Origin of the sequence: Heyndrickxia sp. FSL K6-6286, from assembly GCF_038630395.1 — a bacterium.
GTDB lineage: Bacteria > Bacillota > Bacilli > Bacillales > Bacillaceae_C > Heyndrickxia > Heyndrickxia oleronia.
This window is the reverse complement of sequence record NZ_CP152029.1, coordinates 399,045-413,644: the sequence shown is the minus strand read 5'-3', so window position 1 is coordinate 413,644 and position 14,600 is coordinate 399,045. Positions and strand designations below refer to the sequence as shown.

15 protein-coding genes and 1 other annotated feature are annotated in these 14,600 nt (G+C 35.2%); of the genes, 5 read left to right on the top strand and 10 right to left on the bottom strand.

Annotated elements, in window-relative coordinates:
- Positions 1-2: 2 nt before the first annotated feature.
- The 3 genes from MHI39_RS02250 to MHI39_RS02240 form a co-directional block, all read right to left on the bottom strand.
- Complete coding sequence (locus MHI39_RS02250; protein WP_342540616.1) at positions 3-521, bottom strand: DUF6886 family protein; 519 nt, start codon at positions 519-521, stop codon at positions 3-5.
- 322 nt (positions 522-843) lie between these two features.
- The gene (locus MHI39_RS02245) at positions 844-1,653 is read right to left on the bottom strand and encodes an ABC transporter permease subunit (protein WP_058006867.1); all 810 of its coding nucleotides are present in this window, start codon (positions 1,651-1,653) and stop codon (positions 844-846) included.
- Complete coding sequence (locus tag MHI39_RS02240; protein WP_058006866.1) at positions 1,650-2,540, bottom strand: ABC transporter ATP-binding protein; 891 nt, start codon at positions 2,538-2,540, stop codon at positions 1,650-1,652. The genes MHI39_RS02245 and MHI39_RS02240 overlap by 4 nt, the downstream gene beginning before the upstream one ends.
- Before the next feature lie 90 nt (positions 2,541-2,630).
- On the opposite strand from MHI39_RS02240, the gene MHI39_RS02235 reads away from it, so the two are divergent.
- Positions 2,631-3,278 carry a TetR/AcrR family transcriptional regulator gene (locus MHI39_RS02235; protein WP_342540615.1) on the top strand — a complete coding sequence of 216 codons (648 nt, stop codon included), beginning with the start codon at positions 2,631-2,633 and terminating at the stop codon, positions 3,276-3,278.
- 232 nt (positions 3,279-3,510) lie between these two features.
- Here MHI39_RS02235 and MHI39_RS02230 read toward each other — a convergent pair whose 3' ends face one another.
- Positions 3,511-3,780, bottom strand: coding sequence for a hypothetical protein (locus MHI39_RS02230; protein WP_058004154.1), 270 nt, complete (start codon positions 3,778-3,780; stop codon positions 3,511-3,513).
- A 217-nt stretch (positions 3,781-3,997) separates the two neighbouring features.
- Between MHI39_RS02230 and MHI39_RS02225 the strand changes: the two genes are divergently transcribed.
- The 3 genes from MHI39_RS02225 (at position 3,998) to MHI39_RS02215 (ending at position 6,373) form a co-directional block, all read left to right on the top strand.
- A complete protein-coding gene (locus MHI39_RS02225; protein WP_058004155.1) occupies positions 3,998-4,330 on the top strand; it encodes a helix-turn-helix domain-containing protein in 333 nt (110 codons plus the stop codon).
- Between the two features lie 249 nt (positions 4,331-4,579).
- On the top strand, positions 4,580-5,065 hold the full coding sequence (locus MHI39_RS02220; protein WP_342540614.1) for a C40 family peptidase: 486 nt from the start codon (positions 4,580-4,582) through the stop codon (positions 5,063-5,065).
- Between the two features lie 255 nt (positions 5,066-5,320).
- Positions 5,321-6,373 carry a hypothetical protein gene (locus tag MHI39_RS02215; protein WP_342540613.1) on the top strand — a complete coding sequence of 351 codons (1,053 nt, stop codon included), beginning with the start codon at positions 5,321-5,323 and terminating at the stop codon, positions 6,371-6,373.
- Positions 6,374-7,445: 1,072 nt separating this feature from the next.
- Here MHI39_RS02215 and MHI39_RS02210 read toward each other — a convergent pair.
- The 6 genes from MHI39_RS02210 to MHI39_RS02185 all read right to left on the bottom strand — a co-directional run bounded on the left by MHI39_RS02210 (position 7,446) and on the right by MHI39_RS02185 (position 14,145).
- Positions 7,446-7,601, bottom strand: coding sequence for a hypothetical protein (locus MHI39_RS02210; protein WP_161809585.1), 156 nt, complete (start codon positions 7,599-7,601; stop codon positions 7,446-7,448).
- Positions 7,602-7,605: 4 nt separating this feature from the next.
- The gene (gene istB / locus MHI39_RS02205; RefSeq protein WP_058006956.1) at positions 7,606-8,379 is read right to left on the bottom strand and encodes an IS21-like element helper ATPase IstB; all 774 of its coding nucleotides are present in this window, start codon (positions 8,377-8,379) and stop codon (positions 7,606-7,608) included.
- Complete coding sequence (gene istA / locus MHI39_RS02200) at positions 8,372-9,661, bottom strand: IS21 family transposase (RefSeq protein ID WP_259547020.1); 1,290 nt, start codon at positions 9,659-9,661, stop codon at positions 8,372-8,374. Before istA ends, istB begins: the two co-directional genes overlap by 8 nt.
- A 557-nt stretch (positions 9,662-10,218) precedes the next feature.
- Positions 10,219-11,658 (bottom strand): proline--tRNA ligase, encoded by a 1,440-nt coding sequence (proS, locus tag MHI39_RS02195; RefSeq protein ID WP_276514007.1) that lies wholly within the window; start codon positions 11,656-11,658, stop codon positions 10,219-10,221.
- A 51-nt stretch (positions 11,659-11,709) separates the two neighbouring features.
- Positions 11,710-11,917: a binding site (T-box leader), on the bottom strand.
- A 65-nt stretch (positions 11,918-11,982) separates the two neighbouring features.
- A complete protein-coding gene (locus MHI39_RS02190; protein ID WP_058004159.1) occupies positions 11,983-13,017 on the bottom strand; it encodes an AI-2E family transporter in 1,035 nt (344 codons plus the stop codon).
- Positions 13,018-13,239: 222 nt separating this feature from the next.
- Positions 13,240-14,145 (bottom strand): TIGR01777 family oxidoreductase, encoded by a 906-nt coding sequence (locus MHI39_RS02185; RefSeq protein ID WP_278892412.1) that lies wholly within the window; start codon positions 14,143-14,145, stop codon positions 13,240-13,242.
- Between the two features lie 181 nt (positions 14,146-14,326).
- Between MHI39_RS02185 and MHI39_RS02180 the strand changes: the two genes are divergently transcribed.
- Positions 14,327-14,593, top strand: coding sequence for a hypothetical protein (locus MHI39_RS02180; protein ID WP_259548697.1), 267 nt, complete (start codon positions 14,327-14,329; stop codon positions 14,591-14,593).
- The last annotated feature ends 7 nt before the right edge of the window (positions 14,594-14,600 follow it).

Genomic DNA, 14,600 nt, shown 5'->3' with positions numbered 1-14,600 from the left:
TTTTATCTATTTGGTAATTTCCCAGCATTTCTAAACCGAATAATAGAAAAATCTAGTGTAGATGCAATAACTCGATTACGAATAGGATGTAAATCTGGTGTAAACCGTAATTCTACTTTTTCATTTACAAGCTTACCTATGAGGTCAGTTATTGGCTCTATTTTTTCCGGAACAACTTCCTCATGCGACACATAATAGCCTGCTACCTGATCGAATAGTTCAAACCCTTCCTCCGAAAAGCTATAAACATATAATGTCGTATTCCTAATTTGTTCTAGCCATTGATTTTCAACGACGATTATCTTGTCAGCGTTGGTATCTGAAAAAAACTTCTCAATATCGCTAACCTCTGTACAAGCTCCTTTACTATAAATCACTCTGGGACAATCACGTGGAAAATAATAATGTGAAGCATGCTCCCTGTCGATTGCCCAAACAGCTGGGGCCAGTTCAGGGAAGGACGCGGATGGTCTTGGTGAAAAAACACGAATATTCGGTTCTTCGCTAAAGTGAAAAAGCAAGGATATAGCCTCCTTCTAACAATGACTTACCTTTTCATTCGCTATGATTGTAAGAAAATCCTTTCATTTCTGCTAGGCTATTTTCATGCTGAAGCTCTTTGATGAGCAATTTCAGGTAATGATCAAGGACTTTGTTCAATTTTTAAGGTATGTCCTTTATAACATGAATGAAAGACATTTACCTTCTTACCTTCGTGATTTGTTCTTCATCTAATGAATCAAGGACACTGCGCCATTTAGCTTTACCTATTGACGTGTTTAAGAAAAGATCCTAATAAAAAAAGACCTGTTCCATTCATGAACAGATCATATGTTCAAAACACTATAATGGTAAATCTCTCTTTTTAAATATAACAATGGCAATGACAAATAATGCAATTCCTGTTCCTCCCAATGCGATTGAGACTGGTAAAATATCAACGGTTCCTTTTGCAATTTCAGTCGGTTGAAAGGCTGAGAAAATAGTAAATTTCTTTAACCATTCAAAATCCTCACTCATTTTTGCTACGAGATTAATGGCAAAAAAGATAATAGATAAGCCACCAGAGATTGCGAGTGCACGTTTTTCGTCATTGAAAATACATGAAAATAAAAAGGAGTATCCACTTATGACAAAAAACAATAGAAATCCAACAATATTCATTTCAATAAATCGCAAAATATTAATATCGGCATCTTCAATGATCCAGTTCGCTCCTAATAGAACAGGAAGGATCGAAAATAATGTGATGGTAACCAGGCCCAGAACTAAAATAATGCTTTGTGTTATAGCAATTTGACTTCTAGAAGTGGATGTAGATAAAAGATAAGCCATAGATCCTCGATCTACTAATCTCGCAATTAACTGGGTAGCTGTCACGACACTAAATATCATTAAAATAATCAAAAACAATAGTCCATAATACTCGGCTGCTAGGAATCCACTAAGATCTCCTAACATTCCGCCATCAATGCCAAAGGCACTTAAATACCCTTGGGGCATCTCTTTAAACAGTTGCTCAAGTGCATCAGATTTCGCAATCGAAGGATAGATCCAGATGACTAGGAACATATAGAATGCTGCTCCTACCGCATAGCTTACAATACTTTTTCCATTTGTCTTTAACATCGCTTTAAAAAGGGAAGCATTCATGAACGTGATCCCTCCTTATCATAATAGTGCATAAATATCTCCTCTAATGACTGAGTATGAATATCCAAATGCTGAATATGACATTGCGATAACACTTTGATAAATCGGTTATAGTCTCCCTGTACTGCCACTTTAAGCCGAAGATGGTCGATACTTAAAATCTCTATTCCAGCTTGCTTTATGGTTTCCACATCATTCATCGTTTCTACTAAAATATCAAATAGTTTTCGCTGTTTTGCTTGTAGGTTCTTAACGTCCTCCACAGCTACTAATCTACCATCTTTTATAATACCTACTCGGTCACATGTACGATCAATTTCCTGAAACATGTGGGAAGACATAAGAATCGTTTTCCCTTTTGACTTCTCTTCCAAAACTAATTCAACGAATAAGCTCTGCATAAGCGGATCCAGTCCCGATGTCGGTTCATCTAGAATCAATATTTGCGGATCATGCATAAAGGCTGCCACGATTCCTACCTTTTGCTTCATCCCCTTAGACATTTTCCGAATTGGTGTTGTTACATCAAATTGTAACCGCCTAATTAATTGGTCCCGATAGGTTCGATCTTTCATTCCTCGCATCCCTGCAAGGAGCTCCAGAAACTCTAAACCATTGATTCCATCCAAAAAAGCAATTTCTCCAGGGAGATACCCGACTGTCTTTTGTATTTCTGCGCTATTCTTCCAACAATCCATCCCATTTATTTTTGCTGAACCCAACTCAGGTTTCATAAACCCCATTAAATGCCTAATCGTAGTTGATTTACCTGCCCCATTCGGACCTAAATATCCAAACACTTCTCCCTTCTTTACTTCGAAGGATAAATCAAATATTCCTTTCCCATTGGGAAAGACTTTCGTTAATTGATTCATTTGTATTCCCATTTCCAGCATCCCCCTTTTAAATGTTTTGAACTATTCCAATACATTTATTACATATTAAAACAATAAAAATAAAATGACAATAGGTTTTGAATGAAATATATTGTTTCATTTCAAAAAGTTTTGTATTATTATGTTGAGGTGAAAGCAATGGACGGTTATCAACGAAGGACAGAAAAAAAGAAGGAAAATATTCGAAATGCTGCTTTTGAACTTTTTAAAGTTTATGGGGTTGAGAAGGTGAGTATAACGGAAATCGCTAAAAAGGCAAACGTCTCCCCTGTTACCATATATAATTATTTCGGAAATAAAGATGAACTTTTTAAAGAGGTTTTGTCTGAGTATATGAATAATGAATTAGACCAATATATGGAATTACTTCACTCTAATCTTCCCTTTCCGAAAAAATTAGAAAAGATGGTTTTCAATAAAACTGAAGCCGCCAAAACCCTTAGTTCGGACTTTCTAAAAGGAATAACCGACCCATCCCTACAAGAAGTCATCGAGGATTTTGCTAACAATAAAGCGATTCCCTTAATGATGGAGATGATTGAACAAGGAAAAGCGGAAGGGTATGTTAACCCGGATCTTTCAACAAATGCCATTCTCATTTACATTCATACATTCAGTGAAATGACGCAGCGTCCCGAATTATTTTCAAACACTCATATGAATGAATTACTTGATTTAAGCAATCTTTTCTTTTACGGCTTACTTGGACAGCCAGTGAAGGATTCATAAAAAAGCTATATTTGTATAGTTTATTGTTTTTGTAAATGCCCTACTGTCGGCATTTACAAAAGGAATAAAGGGTTCAGCATTCTTTTAAAATTTACAGCTCTTTTTCTCAGTGGAATGAAGGACTTGTCGATCTTCAATCCATTTTGATTAGTTAAAACATTATCTAAATAGCAACAATGTTTAAGAAAAGAGCCCAAAAAATAAGGGGCCCTCTAATAGAGCCCCTCTAATTTTAATCTTCTTGTTCTACAACATTATAGTAATCAACACTGTACATCGCACCTTCACTCACCATTTCATTATCAGCAAAATCATACGGATCGGAGTGTCCAACCTTTGTCATTGGAGACTTCATGTGCTTCTTCTTTGTCATCCAGGAGTCGGCTTTTGTTTTCATATTGTTTATCATTACTCGAGCTTTTTCTCTGTTATTCTTCGATGAGAAATAGGAAATACCTGCAATCCCAATACCAGCTAACACAACATGATTCATTTTAACCATTTGATCGTCCTCCTTGTCCATTTCTTTTCTTCTACCCGAAAATTGTCCATATCATGCATATATTACAAATATTTCATCATTTTAAGACAAAATAACTCTTTTAAAATATTTTCGTAAAAATAAACTAACTAACTATTAGTAAGTTTACAAAAGGTGTATAATAGATGATAAATAGGAAGAAAGTTATACCTATTTCCATATAGGAGGTGTATCAAATATGGAAGGATCACGCCTTTGTCCAAAATTTGAAAAGGCATTTCAATTATTAGGAAAACGTTGGATTGGTGTCATTATCCGCGTTTTAGAAAAACAACCGATGCGTTTTAATGAGATTGCTGAGCAAATTCCACATATAAGCCAAAAAATGCTTTCTGATCGTTTAAAAGAATTAGAAATGGAGCAAATCGTCATTCGAGATGTTTATCCTGAAACACCTGTACGGATTGAATACCGTTTAAGTGAAAAAGGCCATGCTATTACTCCTGTTCTCGAGGAAGTACAGCACTGGGCTGATAAATGGGTAACAATGGATGATTGTTGTAATGAATAACCTTAGCTTAATGGCTAAGGTTTTATTTTTTAAATCGATATTATTTGAATAGTCGCACCAACAAAACTTGATAAGTACCACTAATTCCTTTATTAGGTGTAAAAGCCAGCAATTGTTTTTTCAAAATAACATACTATAAAGAATCGCCTCTTTTAAAGTTCTTTCGTTCAAATTAGAATCTTTCTTCTTTACCCTTCATATATTGTTATCGTGTGAAAAATATACAGATATATTGGGGGTAAAAAGGAAATGAAATGGAGGCTTCAAAAGAAAGGATTTTTACTAGCCATTACAGCCTATTTTGCTATTGCAGTCACATTCTTATTTACACCACTTTTTCAGGCATCAGCTTCTATCAACTATGGTGAAGAAGTTGTATCATTTGCACAAATGCATGAAGGAAAAAAGTTTAAAATGGGAGGCACCAGTCCTGAAGGATTTGATGCCAGTGGATATACACAATATGTATACAAAACAGCTGCAACTCACTTGCCTATTCCTAGAACTAGTAACGATCAATACAAAGCAGGAAAATCGATAAAAGCAAACAAACTGCAGTTAGGTGATGTCGTTTTTTATGCTACAGGTCATAAAAAAGGAAAAGTAACATTTTCTGCAATTTATATAGGAGAAGGAAAATTTATCGGAGCTACTTCAAAAGGAGTCAAAACGGTTAACATGTCCGATAAGTATTGGAAAGAACGCTATGTAGGTGCAAAACGTTATATTCAATAACTTTTAAGACGGCTCTCATTATGAGAGCCGCTTTTATTTTTTCCAAAGCTTTAACCATTCAATAAGGCAAATAATTATAAACATTACACTATATATTTAACTAATATTCCATCCCCACGAAATTTAATCAAACGTTTGATTAAATTTTGCTATTCAATATTTACTCTTTAGCGAAAAAATAATTATATTTAAACAAAAAACTCATTGCATTAAAACGTAATTTATATTACTATTAAAAGTAAGGAGGTGTAAATATTGGAAAATTCAGATTCACTTAGATTAAATGTTGCATTGTTAAGAAGAAAAGTACCTAATTTAACAACTGCTGCTCGTTCAGTTGGTTTACGACCAGCTACAGTTTCTAATTTATGTACGGGAAAAATTCCAGTTGGCCGTGCAGAGGTACGAACTTTGGTAGCTTTAGCAACATTAGCCGAATGTAGTTTAGATGAATTAATTTTAAGAGGGGAGAAAGTCGAGATGATTGAAACTGGAATTAAAACTCTAGATCTATTTGCTCCACTTGCGAAAAATGGGACCGTCGGATTAGTTGCTCGCCCAGGTATGGGACAATTGGTCATTTTAGCAGAACTATTCTACAAAATGAAAAAAAATGGTTATGCGAATGTTCTCCTTATGCCTGAAGGTGATCACCCCGAATTAAATGATCTATTAGAATTTGTGGATATCATTGCTTATACCATTGATGAAGCCTACGAAAAAATGGCATCATACGATAAAGGCAAGGATCTTATTTTTACAGCTGATCGTTCACATGTCGTTTCTGGAGAGATCTATCAATTGCAGGAACGATTGCAAAATATCGGTGTAGAAAATGTAACAACCATCTTGCTTGATCTATCAGGTGAAGTTGTTGATGAGGAATTACCTTACGGACCACTTGAGACCCTTTGGCAATTTGATGCAGATCTAACAGCAAGACATCGTTTTCCAGCAGTTAATCCTATTTTCTCCACATCATCCGTTTTAGAGGGTGCTCATCTAGATCAAAATCACTTCATGATCCAACAACGTGCTCAAAAGCTTTTACGACGATACCGCGAATTGCGTTCGCTTGTCACTGTTAGCGGCATAGAAAAACTACCTACTACAGAAGTTCAAACCTATAAACGTGGGGAACGCTTGGAAGCCTATTTAACCCAACCTTTTTATGTAGCTGAACCTTTCACAGGAAAAAAAGGAGAATCCGTTCTATTACAGGACACACTTTCAGATGTGCAGAAAATTTTAGACGGGGTAACAGACACCACTGATATCGAACAGTTAGATTTTATAGGGAAGCTTTAGGAAGATTAAAGTGACACCACTTAACATTTGAGTGGTGTCACCCTTTTTTTATTTGGTTCTTCTTTTTTTTTGACTTGTTTCCTTCTTTTTTTGTTTGGTTCGCTTACTTTTTTAAGTGGTTCTCTATCGTTTGTGGGGTTTCACCCTTTTTTTATTTGGTTTACCCTTTATTTTGACCGGTTTCTTTCTTTTCTTGTTTGTTTCTCTCACTTTTTTAAGTGGTTCTCTCTCGTTTGTGGGGTTTCATCCTTTTTTTATTTGGTTCATCCTTTATTTTGACCGGTTTCTTTCTTTTCTTGTTTGGTTCACTTTCATTTTTAAGGGGTTCCCTCTCGTTTGTGGGGTTTCACCCTTTTTTTATTTGGTTCATCCTTTATTTTGACCGGTTTCTTTCTTTTTTTGTTTGGTTCGCTCTCTTTTTTAAGTGGTTCCCTCTCGTTTGTGGGGTTTCATCCTTTTTTTATTTAGTTCATCTTTTATTTTTTTATCGGTTTCCTTCTTTTTTTGTTTGGTTCACTTACATTTTTAAGTGGTTCTCTCTCGTTTGTGGGGTTTCACCCTTTTTTTATCTGGTTCATCCTTTATTTTGACCTGTTTCCTTCTTTTTTTGTTTGGTTCGCTCTCTTTTTTTAGTGGTTTCCTCACGTTTGTGGGGTTTCACCCTTTTTTTTATTTAGTTCATCTTTTATTTTGACCGGTTTCCTTCTTTTTTTGATTGGTTCTCTCTCTTTTTTTAGTGGTTTCCTCACGTTTGTGGGGTTTCACCCTATTTTTTTTGGTTCATCCTTTATTTTTATAAATGTCAACGGAATTATGTACATTTTTGATTGTTTTAGAATGTACAATAATGTTTGTGAATGCAAACGTAAAGTGTTTATTTAATCAGTCCCCTACCTTTCGGAAGGGGAAATTTTGATTAAAATGGTAGTATTCCTAACTGTTCTTCTAGGTTATATATTATTTCTTTTAAATTATCATTTTCATTTTTTAGCTTTTTTATCTCATCTATTAATCTTGCGATTTTCGTTTGATCATCAATTCCTGGCTCATATGCCGTTCCTTTGCATCGCCATCAATCACTAAAAGCATACATATCCCATTCAGTAACTTGGTCATTTCTGTTAAGCGTGATTGTGCTGTTCATCCATTCTTCTACATCACTTTGGCTGCATTTTACCTCGTGCGAATGAAAAAAATTAGTTGCCCCTATGGCTGTATAAGTACCCATTCCATTAATCTCCTTTCTCAGTCATTCGTTCATTTTCTTTATCAAAATGATTTTTAAGACGATATGAGTCTCCTATTATATTGACTACAGTTGCGTGATGGAGGACTCGATCTAAAATGGCATTGGCTATTTTGGGATCCTGGAAAATTTCTCCCCATATTTTAAAGTTGGCATTTGTAGTTAGGATGGTGCTTTTCTTTTCGTATCTCATGTCAATTAGCTGAAAAAACAGTTTTGCATCTTCCGCGTCAATTGGAAGATATCCAATTTCATCGATAATAAGCAGCTTATATTTGGCATAATGCTTTAATCTATTTTCTAACCGATTTTCTAGTTTTGCCCTTTTCAAGTTCATGATCAAATCATTACATTTAATAAAATACGTACTGGTTCTTTTCTTAGCGGCAGCGATACCAATTGAGGTAGCTAAATGGGTTTTCCCGACCCCACTTGGGCCAAGAAAAATGATGTTTTCTTTTAACTCAATAAATCGCAATGTCGTAAAATCTAATATCTGTTGCTTATTTATGGAAGGTTGAAAATTGAAATCAAAGTCCTTTACTTCTTTCATGTGAGGAAATGCCCCAACCTTTACCATAGATCTCACCATGTTTATTTCCTTCATATCAATTTCGTAATCAGTGAGTTTGACTAATGTATCTACAAATGGAAGTTGATTTATGGTCATGAAATCAATTGTTTCATCAAGATGATTGATCATCTGCTTTAACTTTAAGTATTCAAGATTTTGTACAAGTTTTGCATAACTACTATTCATTTTTATACACCTCATTAATTGCCTCTAGATTTTTCTTTGCCAGTTCTTCAATATTCGTCGAAGAAGTCAGTCCCCTAGCCAATGTTTCTATGTAGTGTTCTTGTTTGTAATTGATTTTCAACGGGCTAATGGTATGTTCGACAATTAAATCCGTGTTATAATAAACAAAGATATGATTATCATATACTTGTAAACCTACGGTTTTTCCTATGTATCCAGCTGGAACTGAATACTGATTGGATTTGTAGGTGATCATATTGGAAGTATTTACTTTAACGAGTGTATGATCGATTTTATAGTGGTCTCTTATTCTTTCATTTGGTAGTGGGGATAAGAGATCTTTTTCTTTTTTTAATGCCAATACAGGTATTTTCCCTGTTCCCTGATGGTAGCTATGATTGATTCGATTGCACAGTTTTTGAACAAATTGATGAAGCTCTTCGTAGTCAAACTTTCCTTGATAAGCATGTATCTCGTCTAGTATCTTCATTGGGGCTTCTATCTTGGCTTTTGTATTGGGTCTTCCGGCAATACAGGGTTTGACTTTAAATCCCATATCCTGTGCGAATTGATCAAAACGTACATTTACTTTTCCTTTCGTGTATTTGGTTCGAGGCTCGTCCATGACAGTTTTCATATTATCAGTCACAATCGTTTTAGGAACTCCCCCAAGCGCTTCAAAACTTTCCGTCAGGAAAGATAATAAGACGCTTTGGGATTTTGAAAGGGATAAATAATATGTTCTAAATCTTGAATATGCAAGTAACAACACGGCAATATTCACATAGATGATTTCCCCATCTTTTGTAATATATCGGATATTTTCTTTCCAATCTAATTGTGCTTGTTCAGCAGGCGGTGTTTCGAAGCGAATAACTTCGCTGTGTGTTCCCTTTGGCTTCCCAGAATCAAAATACTTTTGAAATTCTGGTTTAGATGATATATAAGCTCTAAAGGTAGATGCAGCGCACTTTAACCCATGATTATCTTTTAAGTACTGCCATAGTACTCTTTTGTAATAAAATACTTGTTTAGAATCCTCTGATAATAACAGCGAAATGGTCCCGTAATATTCATCAATTTTTGATGTGCATTTCCGGGAAGTTTTGGGTACATAGCCCGAAAGATATTTATCAATCGTACGCCGATCAACCCCCATATCCCGAGCCAGGCTACTCTTATTAATTTTCATTTTTAAATTTTCCATCAACATTTTTAATTTCGGCAAATCTAAAAGACTACTAATTTCAATATCTGTATTAATACTTAATTGTAAATGCACAATATTCACCTCAAGAATATTATGCAAGATTATCGACGAAATTGTACATTTTTAGACAATCGTTTCTGTACATGATTAGGGTATCATTTATAATTTTGACCGGTTTCTTTCTTTTTTTGTTTGGTTCACTTACATTTTTAAGGGGTTCTCTCTCGTTTGTGGGGTTTCACTCTTCCTTTATTTGGTTCATCCTTTATTTTGACCGGTTTCCTTCTTTTTTTGTTTGGTTCACTCACTTTTTTTAGTGGTTCCCTCACATTTGTGGGGTTTCATCCTTTTTTTATTTAGTTCATCTTTTATTTTGACCGGTTTCCTTCTTTTTTTGATTGGTTCGCTCACTTTTTTAAGTGGTTCTCTCTCGTTTGTGTGGTTTCACCCTTTTTTATTTGGTTCATCCTTTATTTTGACCTGTTTCTTCTTTGGTTCGCTCACTTTTTTAGTGGTTCCCCCACAGTTGTGTGGTATCATCCGGTTTTTTAGTCCAACCTTTATAGTCCGGTTCCACAATTCAAATAAAAAAACGCAGATGTTTCCATCTGCATTTTCTAACATCTAATTTAATAAGCTTTTGCCCAGTATACTAAATGCTTCGCTTCGCCGCCACAGCATACACATGTATCCGATACTTTTTCTTCTTCGAAAGGAATACAGCGTGAAGTTGCGGATGTTTCGTCTTTAATGAAGTTTTCGCAGGCTACATCTCCGCACCACATAGCTTTGATAAAACCAGGATTTTCGACTAGAGCCTTTTTGAATTCGTCCATATTTAATGCGATATTGGTTTTTTCTTCACGATGTGCTTTTGCCTTTTCGAAAAGGTTGTTTTGGATATCTTCAAGAAGCTCAACTACTTTTGCTTCAAGATCTTCCATTGCTACGAAGATTTTTTCACCTGTGTCGCGACGCGCAAGTACGACTTGACCTTTTTCAATATCTTTAGGGCCCACTTCTAAACGTAGTGGAATTCCCTTCATTTCATATTCATTAAATTTCCAGCCTGGCATTTTATCGCTAGCATCAATATCTACTCTTGCTACCTTTTTCAGTTGATCTCTTAATTCATATGCTTTATCGAGTACGCCTTCTTTATGTTGAGCAATTGGTACAATCATTAGTTGTTTTGGTGCAATTTTAGGTGGTACCACTAAACCACGGTTGTCACCATGAACCATAATTAATGCTCCGATTAAGCGGGTTGTAATTCCCCATGACGTTTGATGTACCGTTTGAAGTTCGCCATTTTTATCTGTGAATTGGATACCAAATGCTTCAGCAAAGCCAGTTCCTAAGTAATGTGAGGTACCTGATTGTAATGCTTTTCCATCATGCATTAAGCTTTCAATCGTTAATGTATGAACGGCACCTGCAAATTTTTCCTTATCTGTTTTACGTCCACGTAAAACAGGAATCGCAAGGTATTTCTCGCATACTTCTGCATACATTTCAAGCATTCTTGATGTTTCTTCCTGAGCATCTTCACTCGTTGCGTGACATGTATGTCCTTCCTGCCACAGGAATTCAAGAGAACGTAAAAATGGTCTTGTTGTTTTCTCCCAACGAACCACATTTGCCCATTGATTATATAGCTTTGGTAGATCACGATAGGAATGAATAATATTTGCATAATGCTCACCGAATAATACTTCTGATGTCGGGCGAATAACTAGACGTTCAGCTAGTTCCTCAGAGCCGCCATGTGTAACCCAAGCTACCTCTGGAGCAAAGCCTTCAATATGATCCTTTTCCTTTTGCAATAGGCTCTCAGGAATCAATAATGGCATATAAATATTTTCATGACCCGTTTCTTTAATTTTCCCATCTAGCACATCACGAACATTTTCCCAAATGGCAAAACCATACGGACGAATAATCATTGACCCTCTTACAGAGGAGTAATCTACTAAATCTGCTTTCTTTACAACATCTGTGTACCATTGTGCAAAATCATCTTCCATTGCAGTAATTTCTTCGACAAATTTCTTATCCTTTGCCATGATTCAACTTCCTCTCAAATGTTTTCTTAAACGCAAAAAGACCTCCGTCCCTAGAAAAGGGACCGAGGCCTGGTGGTACCACCCTTATTTACAGCTTAGCTGTACACTCTTTACTGATAACGGTTTTGAATAACCGCACGTATCTTAGTCAATCGATACAGAACTCAAAGGCAGGTTCAAATGGGCCTTTTGGAAACTTGCACCAACCGTTTCCTCTCTAAAAAAGACGGGACATTTTACTAATCCTTATCGACGTTTTTTGATTTATAATTTTTACAAAAATATACTAATTATTTACGACAAAGTCAAGTAGATGAAAAATAAATTTTATTTTTTACGTTTGATGAGTTTTTTCTCTTTTTCATTTTTCACATCTAATACATCCAAAAGGAAAACGAAGACTGGAATTCCAAGAATTAACCCCCATACACCGAAGAAGTGCTCTGAGAAGATTAATACAATAAATGTATAAAATACGGGTAGATTTGTTTTCGATGACATAAGTTTGGGATTTAAAACATACGCTTCAACCGCATGGACAACTGCCACGATAACCACTACATAAAGAACTTGAATAGGTCCACCAATACTATAAGCGATAAAGCATAGTGGGACAAGTGAAATAATTACACCTGCAACAGGGATTAGACCTAAAAAGAAAATCATAATCGCTAATCCAAATAGCTGCGGGAATCCCATAATAGATAAAGCAATCGTTGTAAGAACCGTGTTCACAATCGCAATAATAAACTGGGCTTCAATTACCTTACCGAAAGTTGATACAAATTTCTTACTAAAGAACTCGATCTCATCATAAAATGGACCGACTTTACTCTCTTTAAACTTTTTTGTAAAATCGATGAGACGTTCCTTTTCTAAAAGATAGAAAATACTTAATATCAGTGATAAGAAAACATCTACACTTACTTTACTTACATTTGTAAAATAACCAAGGAGGAAAGTAAATCCTTGTTTTAAAAAGTTAGTAATTTCATCTTTCTCTTGTATCTGTTTTACAATATAGTTTATGACAACATTTTCTTGTGGTTGTGAGTAAAAATCAAAAAGCTGCCTAACTAATTGTGTAATTTCCGCAATGAGAACGGGTAGATATTTGACAATTCCAAGAGATAGTAAGCCGACAATCGCAATATAAAGGACGACGACGACCACCTTCCGATGAATCGGCAATCGTTTCGCTACAAATTCTGATAGACGATCCATTAAAAAGGCAAATATAAATGTTAGCAGTATTAAATTCATCATGCTTCTCAGAAAATATAAAATGAGTGCAATTAAAGCAAATATAATAAGGCGCTTCACTCCTCTTTTTTTAAAAAAACTGCTAACAAACTCTGTCATTATCCTTTTTTCCCCCTAAATATTAGCTTCTTCAACATCATAATACTTCATTTTCTCATACTTTCATACTATATACTCAAAAAAAGACTTGATTTTTTTAAATAGATACAAAAGTATCTTATTCAATACATTTTTTAGTAATAAATTTGTCCTGCTTATCAAGTCTAGCTAAAGCACTTCTCTTTTCTTAATATATGAAATAATGATGTTGTCCCATTCAAATTATGTGTAAACTATTTCTTCCAACGCCCTTTCGAGTTGTGGAAAATGAAATTTAAAATCGTATCGCAATGATTTTTCCGGTATAACCTTCTGCCCCTCCAATAGCATGCTACTCATTTCGCCAAGCCCTAATTTCAATACCCAACTTGGAACTGGTAACCAATGTGGTGAGTGCATGACGGAAGAGATAGCTTTTCCAAACTGTCGCATCGTTACAGGATTTGGAGCAGTTACATTTAAAGGACCTTCAATCTCCTTATGAAGGATAGCAAAGTACAGCATTCGGACAACATCTTCTACATGTATCCATGATACCCACTGCTCTCCTGTTCCAATCGTCCCACCAATTTTCATTTTATATGGAAGCAGCATGAGAGGTAATGCCCCACCATTTCCTAAAACTAAACCAAATCTTGCAAAGACTACTCGTGTACCAGTATTTCTCGCCTTTGCCGCTGCATTCTCCCACTTCCGGACTACTGTTGCTAGAAAGTCCGGTGCTTCATCGTTATTCACCTCAGTGAATTCTTGTGTTTTAGACATTCCATAATAACCGATAGCTGATGCATTAATTAGAACTTGAGGTTTCGGATGTAATTCGTTCATCATTCGCACAATTTCGTTCGTTGCTGTCATTCTGCTATGAACAATTTCATACTTCTTTTTATTTGTCCAGCGTAACCCATTAATAGACTCTCCCGCTAGATTGATAATAGCATCGACCTCTTTTAACTCCTTCTCAGGTCTACTATCTTTTTGAAGCCATTCTACTGCAGATAATCCCCTTGTTTGATTCGTTTTATTTGGATTCCTCGTTAAAATTGTTACTTGATGCCCATTCCCCAAAAGAAACTTCTGTATTTTTTTACCTATAAAACCACTTCCACCTGCAATCACTATATGCATATGCTCTCCCCTTTTCCCTATCAGTTATCGTCCATTTATCCAATGTATATGCACATTTATAAGGTATATCTAGTGTAATCTTTTAACTTTATTAAAGGAAATGATAAAAAACTTATTGATTTATGTATTATAAAACGAAAATCTTCATATTTATCAAAAAAGGACAAGGAGAGTGATGGTTTTGAATACGTTCATGATTTTGTGTTTTAGCATACTACTAATAATAATTCTATTAATTATTTGTCTTTCTTTTATTTCAAAGCACAAACAAAAGGCTATTCAGATATTTACATTTGAGAGCTTTATTCATTCTCCTCCAATAAGTAAGAATCACAAAAAAGGCTTTATTGATACTATAAATGACTTTTTTGATAATAATAGCACTGGAACAATCGATGGGATAGAAAATGACGACAGCGATGTCGGAGGGGATGATGGTGGAGAATAGTATTCCG

What these genes read in the sequence shown, in the direction of transcription:
- MHI39_RS02210 (WP_161809585.1), bottom strand. Translation starts at nt 7,601, where the DNA reads ATGGGTACTTATACAGCCATAGGGGCAACTAATTTTTTTCATTCGCAC.
- MHI39_RS02190 (WP_058004159.1), bottom strand. Translation starts at nt 13,017, where the DNA reads ATGACAGAGTTTGTTAGCAGTTTTTTTAAAAAAAGAGGAGTGAAGCGC.
- MHI39_RS02240 (WP_058006866.1), bottom strand. Translation starts at nt 2,540, where the DNA reads ATGGGAATACAAATGAATCAATTAACGAAAGTCTTTCCCAATGGGAAA.
- istB (WP_058006956.1), bottom strand. Translation starts at nt 8,379, where the DNA reads ATGAATAGTAGTTATGCAAAACTTGTACAAAATCTTGAATACTTAAAG.
- MHI39_RS02225 (WP_058004155.1), top strand. Translation starts at nt 3,998, where the DNA reads ATGGAAGGATCACGCCTTTGTCCAAAATTTGAAAAGGCATTTCAATTA.
- MHI39_RS02185 (WP_278892412.1), bottom strand. Translation starts at nt 14,145, where the DNA reads ATGCATATAGTGATTGCAGGTGGAAGTGGTTTTATAGGTAAAAAAATA.
- MHI39_RS02235 (WP_342540615.1), top strand. Translation starts at nt 2,631, where the DNA reads ATGAAATATATTGTTTCATTTCAAAAAGTTTTGTATTATTATGTTGAG.
- MHI39_RS02220 (WP_342540614.1), top strand. Translation starts at nt 4,580, where the DNA reads ATGAAATGGAGGCTTCAAAAGAAAGGATTTTTACTAGCCATTACAGCC.
- MHI39_RS02245 (WP_058006867.1), bottom strand. Translation starts at nt 1,653, where the DNA reads ATGAATGCTTCCCTTTTTAAAGCGATGTTAAAGACAAATGGAAAAAGT.
- MHI39_RS02230 (WP_058004154.1), bottom strand. Translation starts at nt 3,780, where the DNA reads ATGGTTAAAATGAATCATGTTGTGTTAGCTGGTATTGGGATTGCAGGT.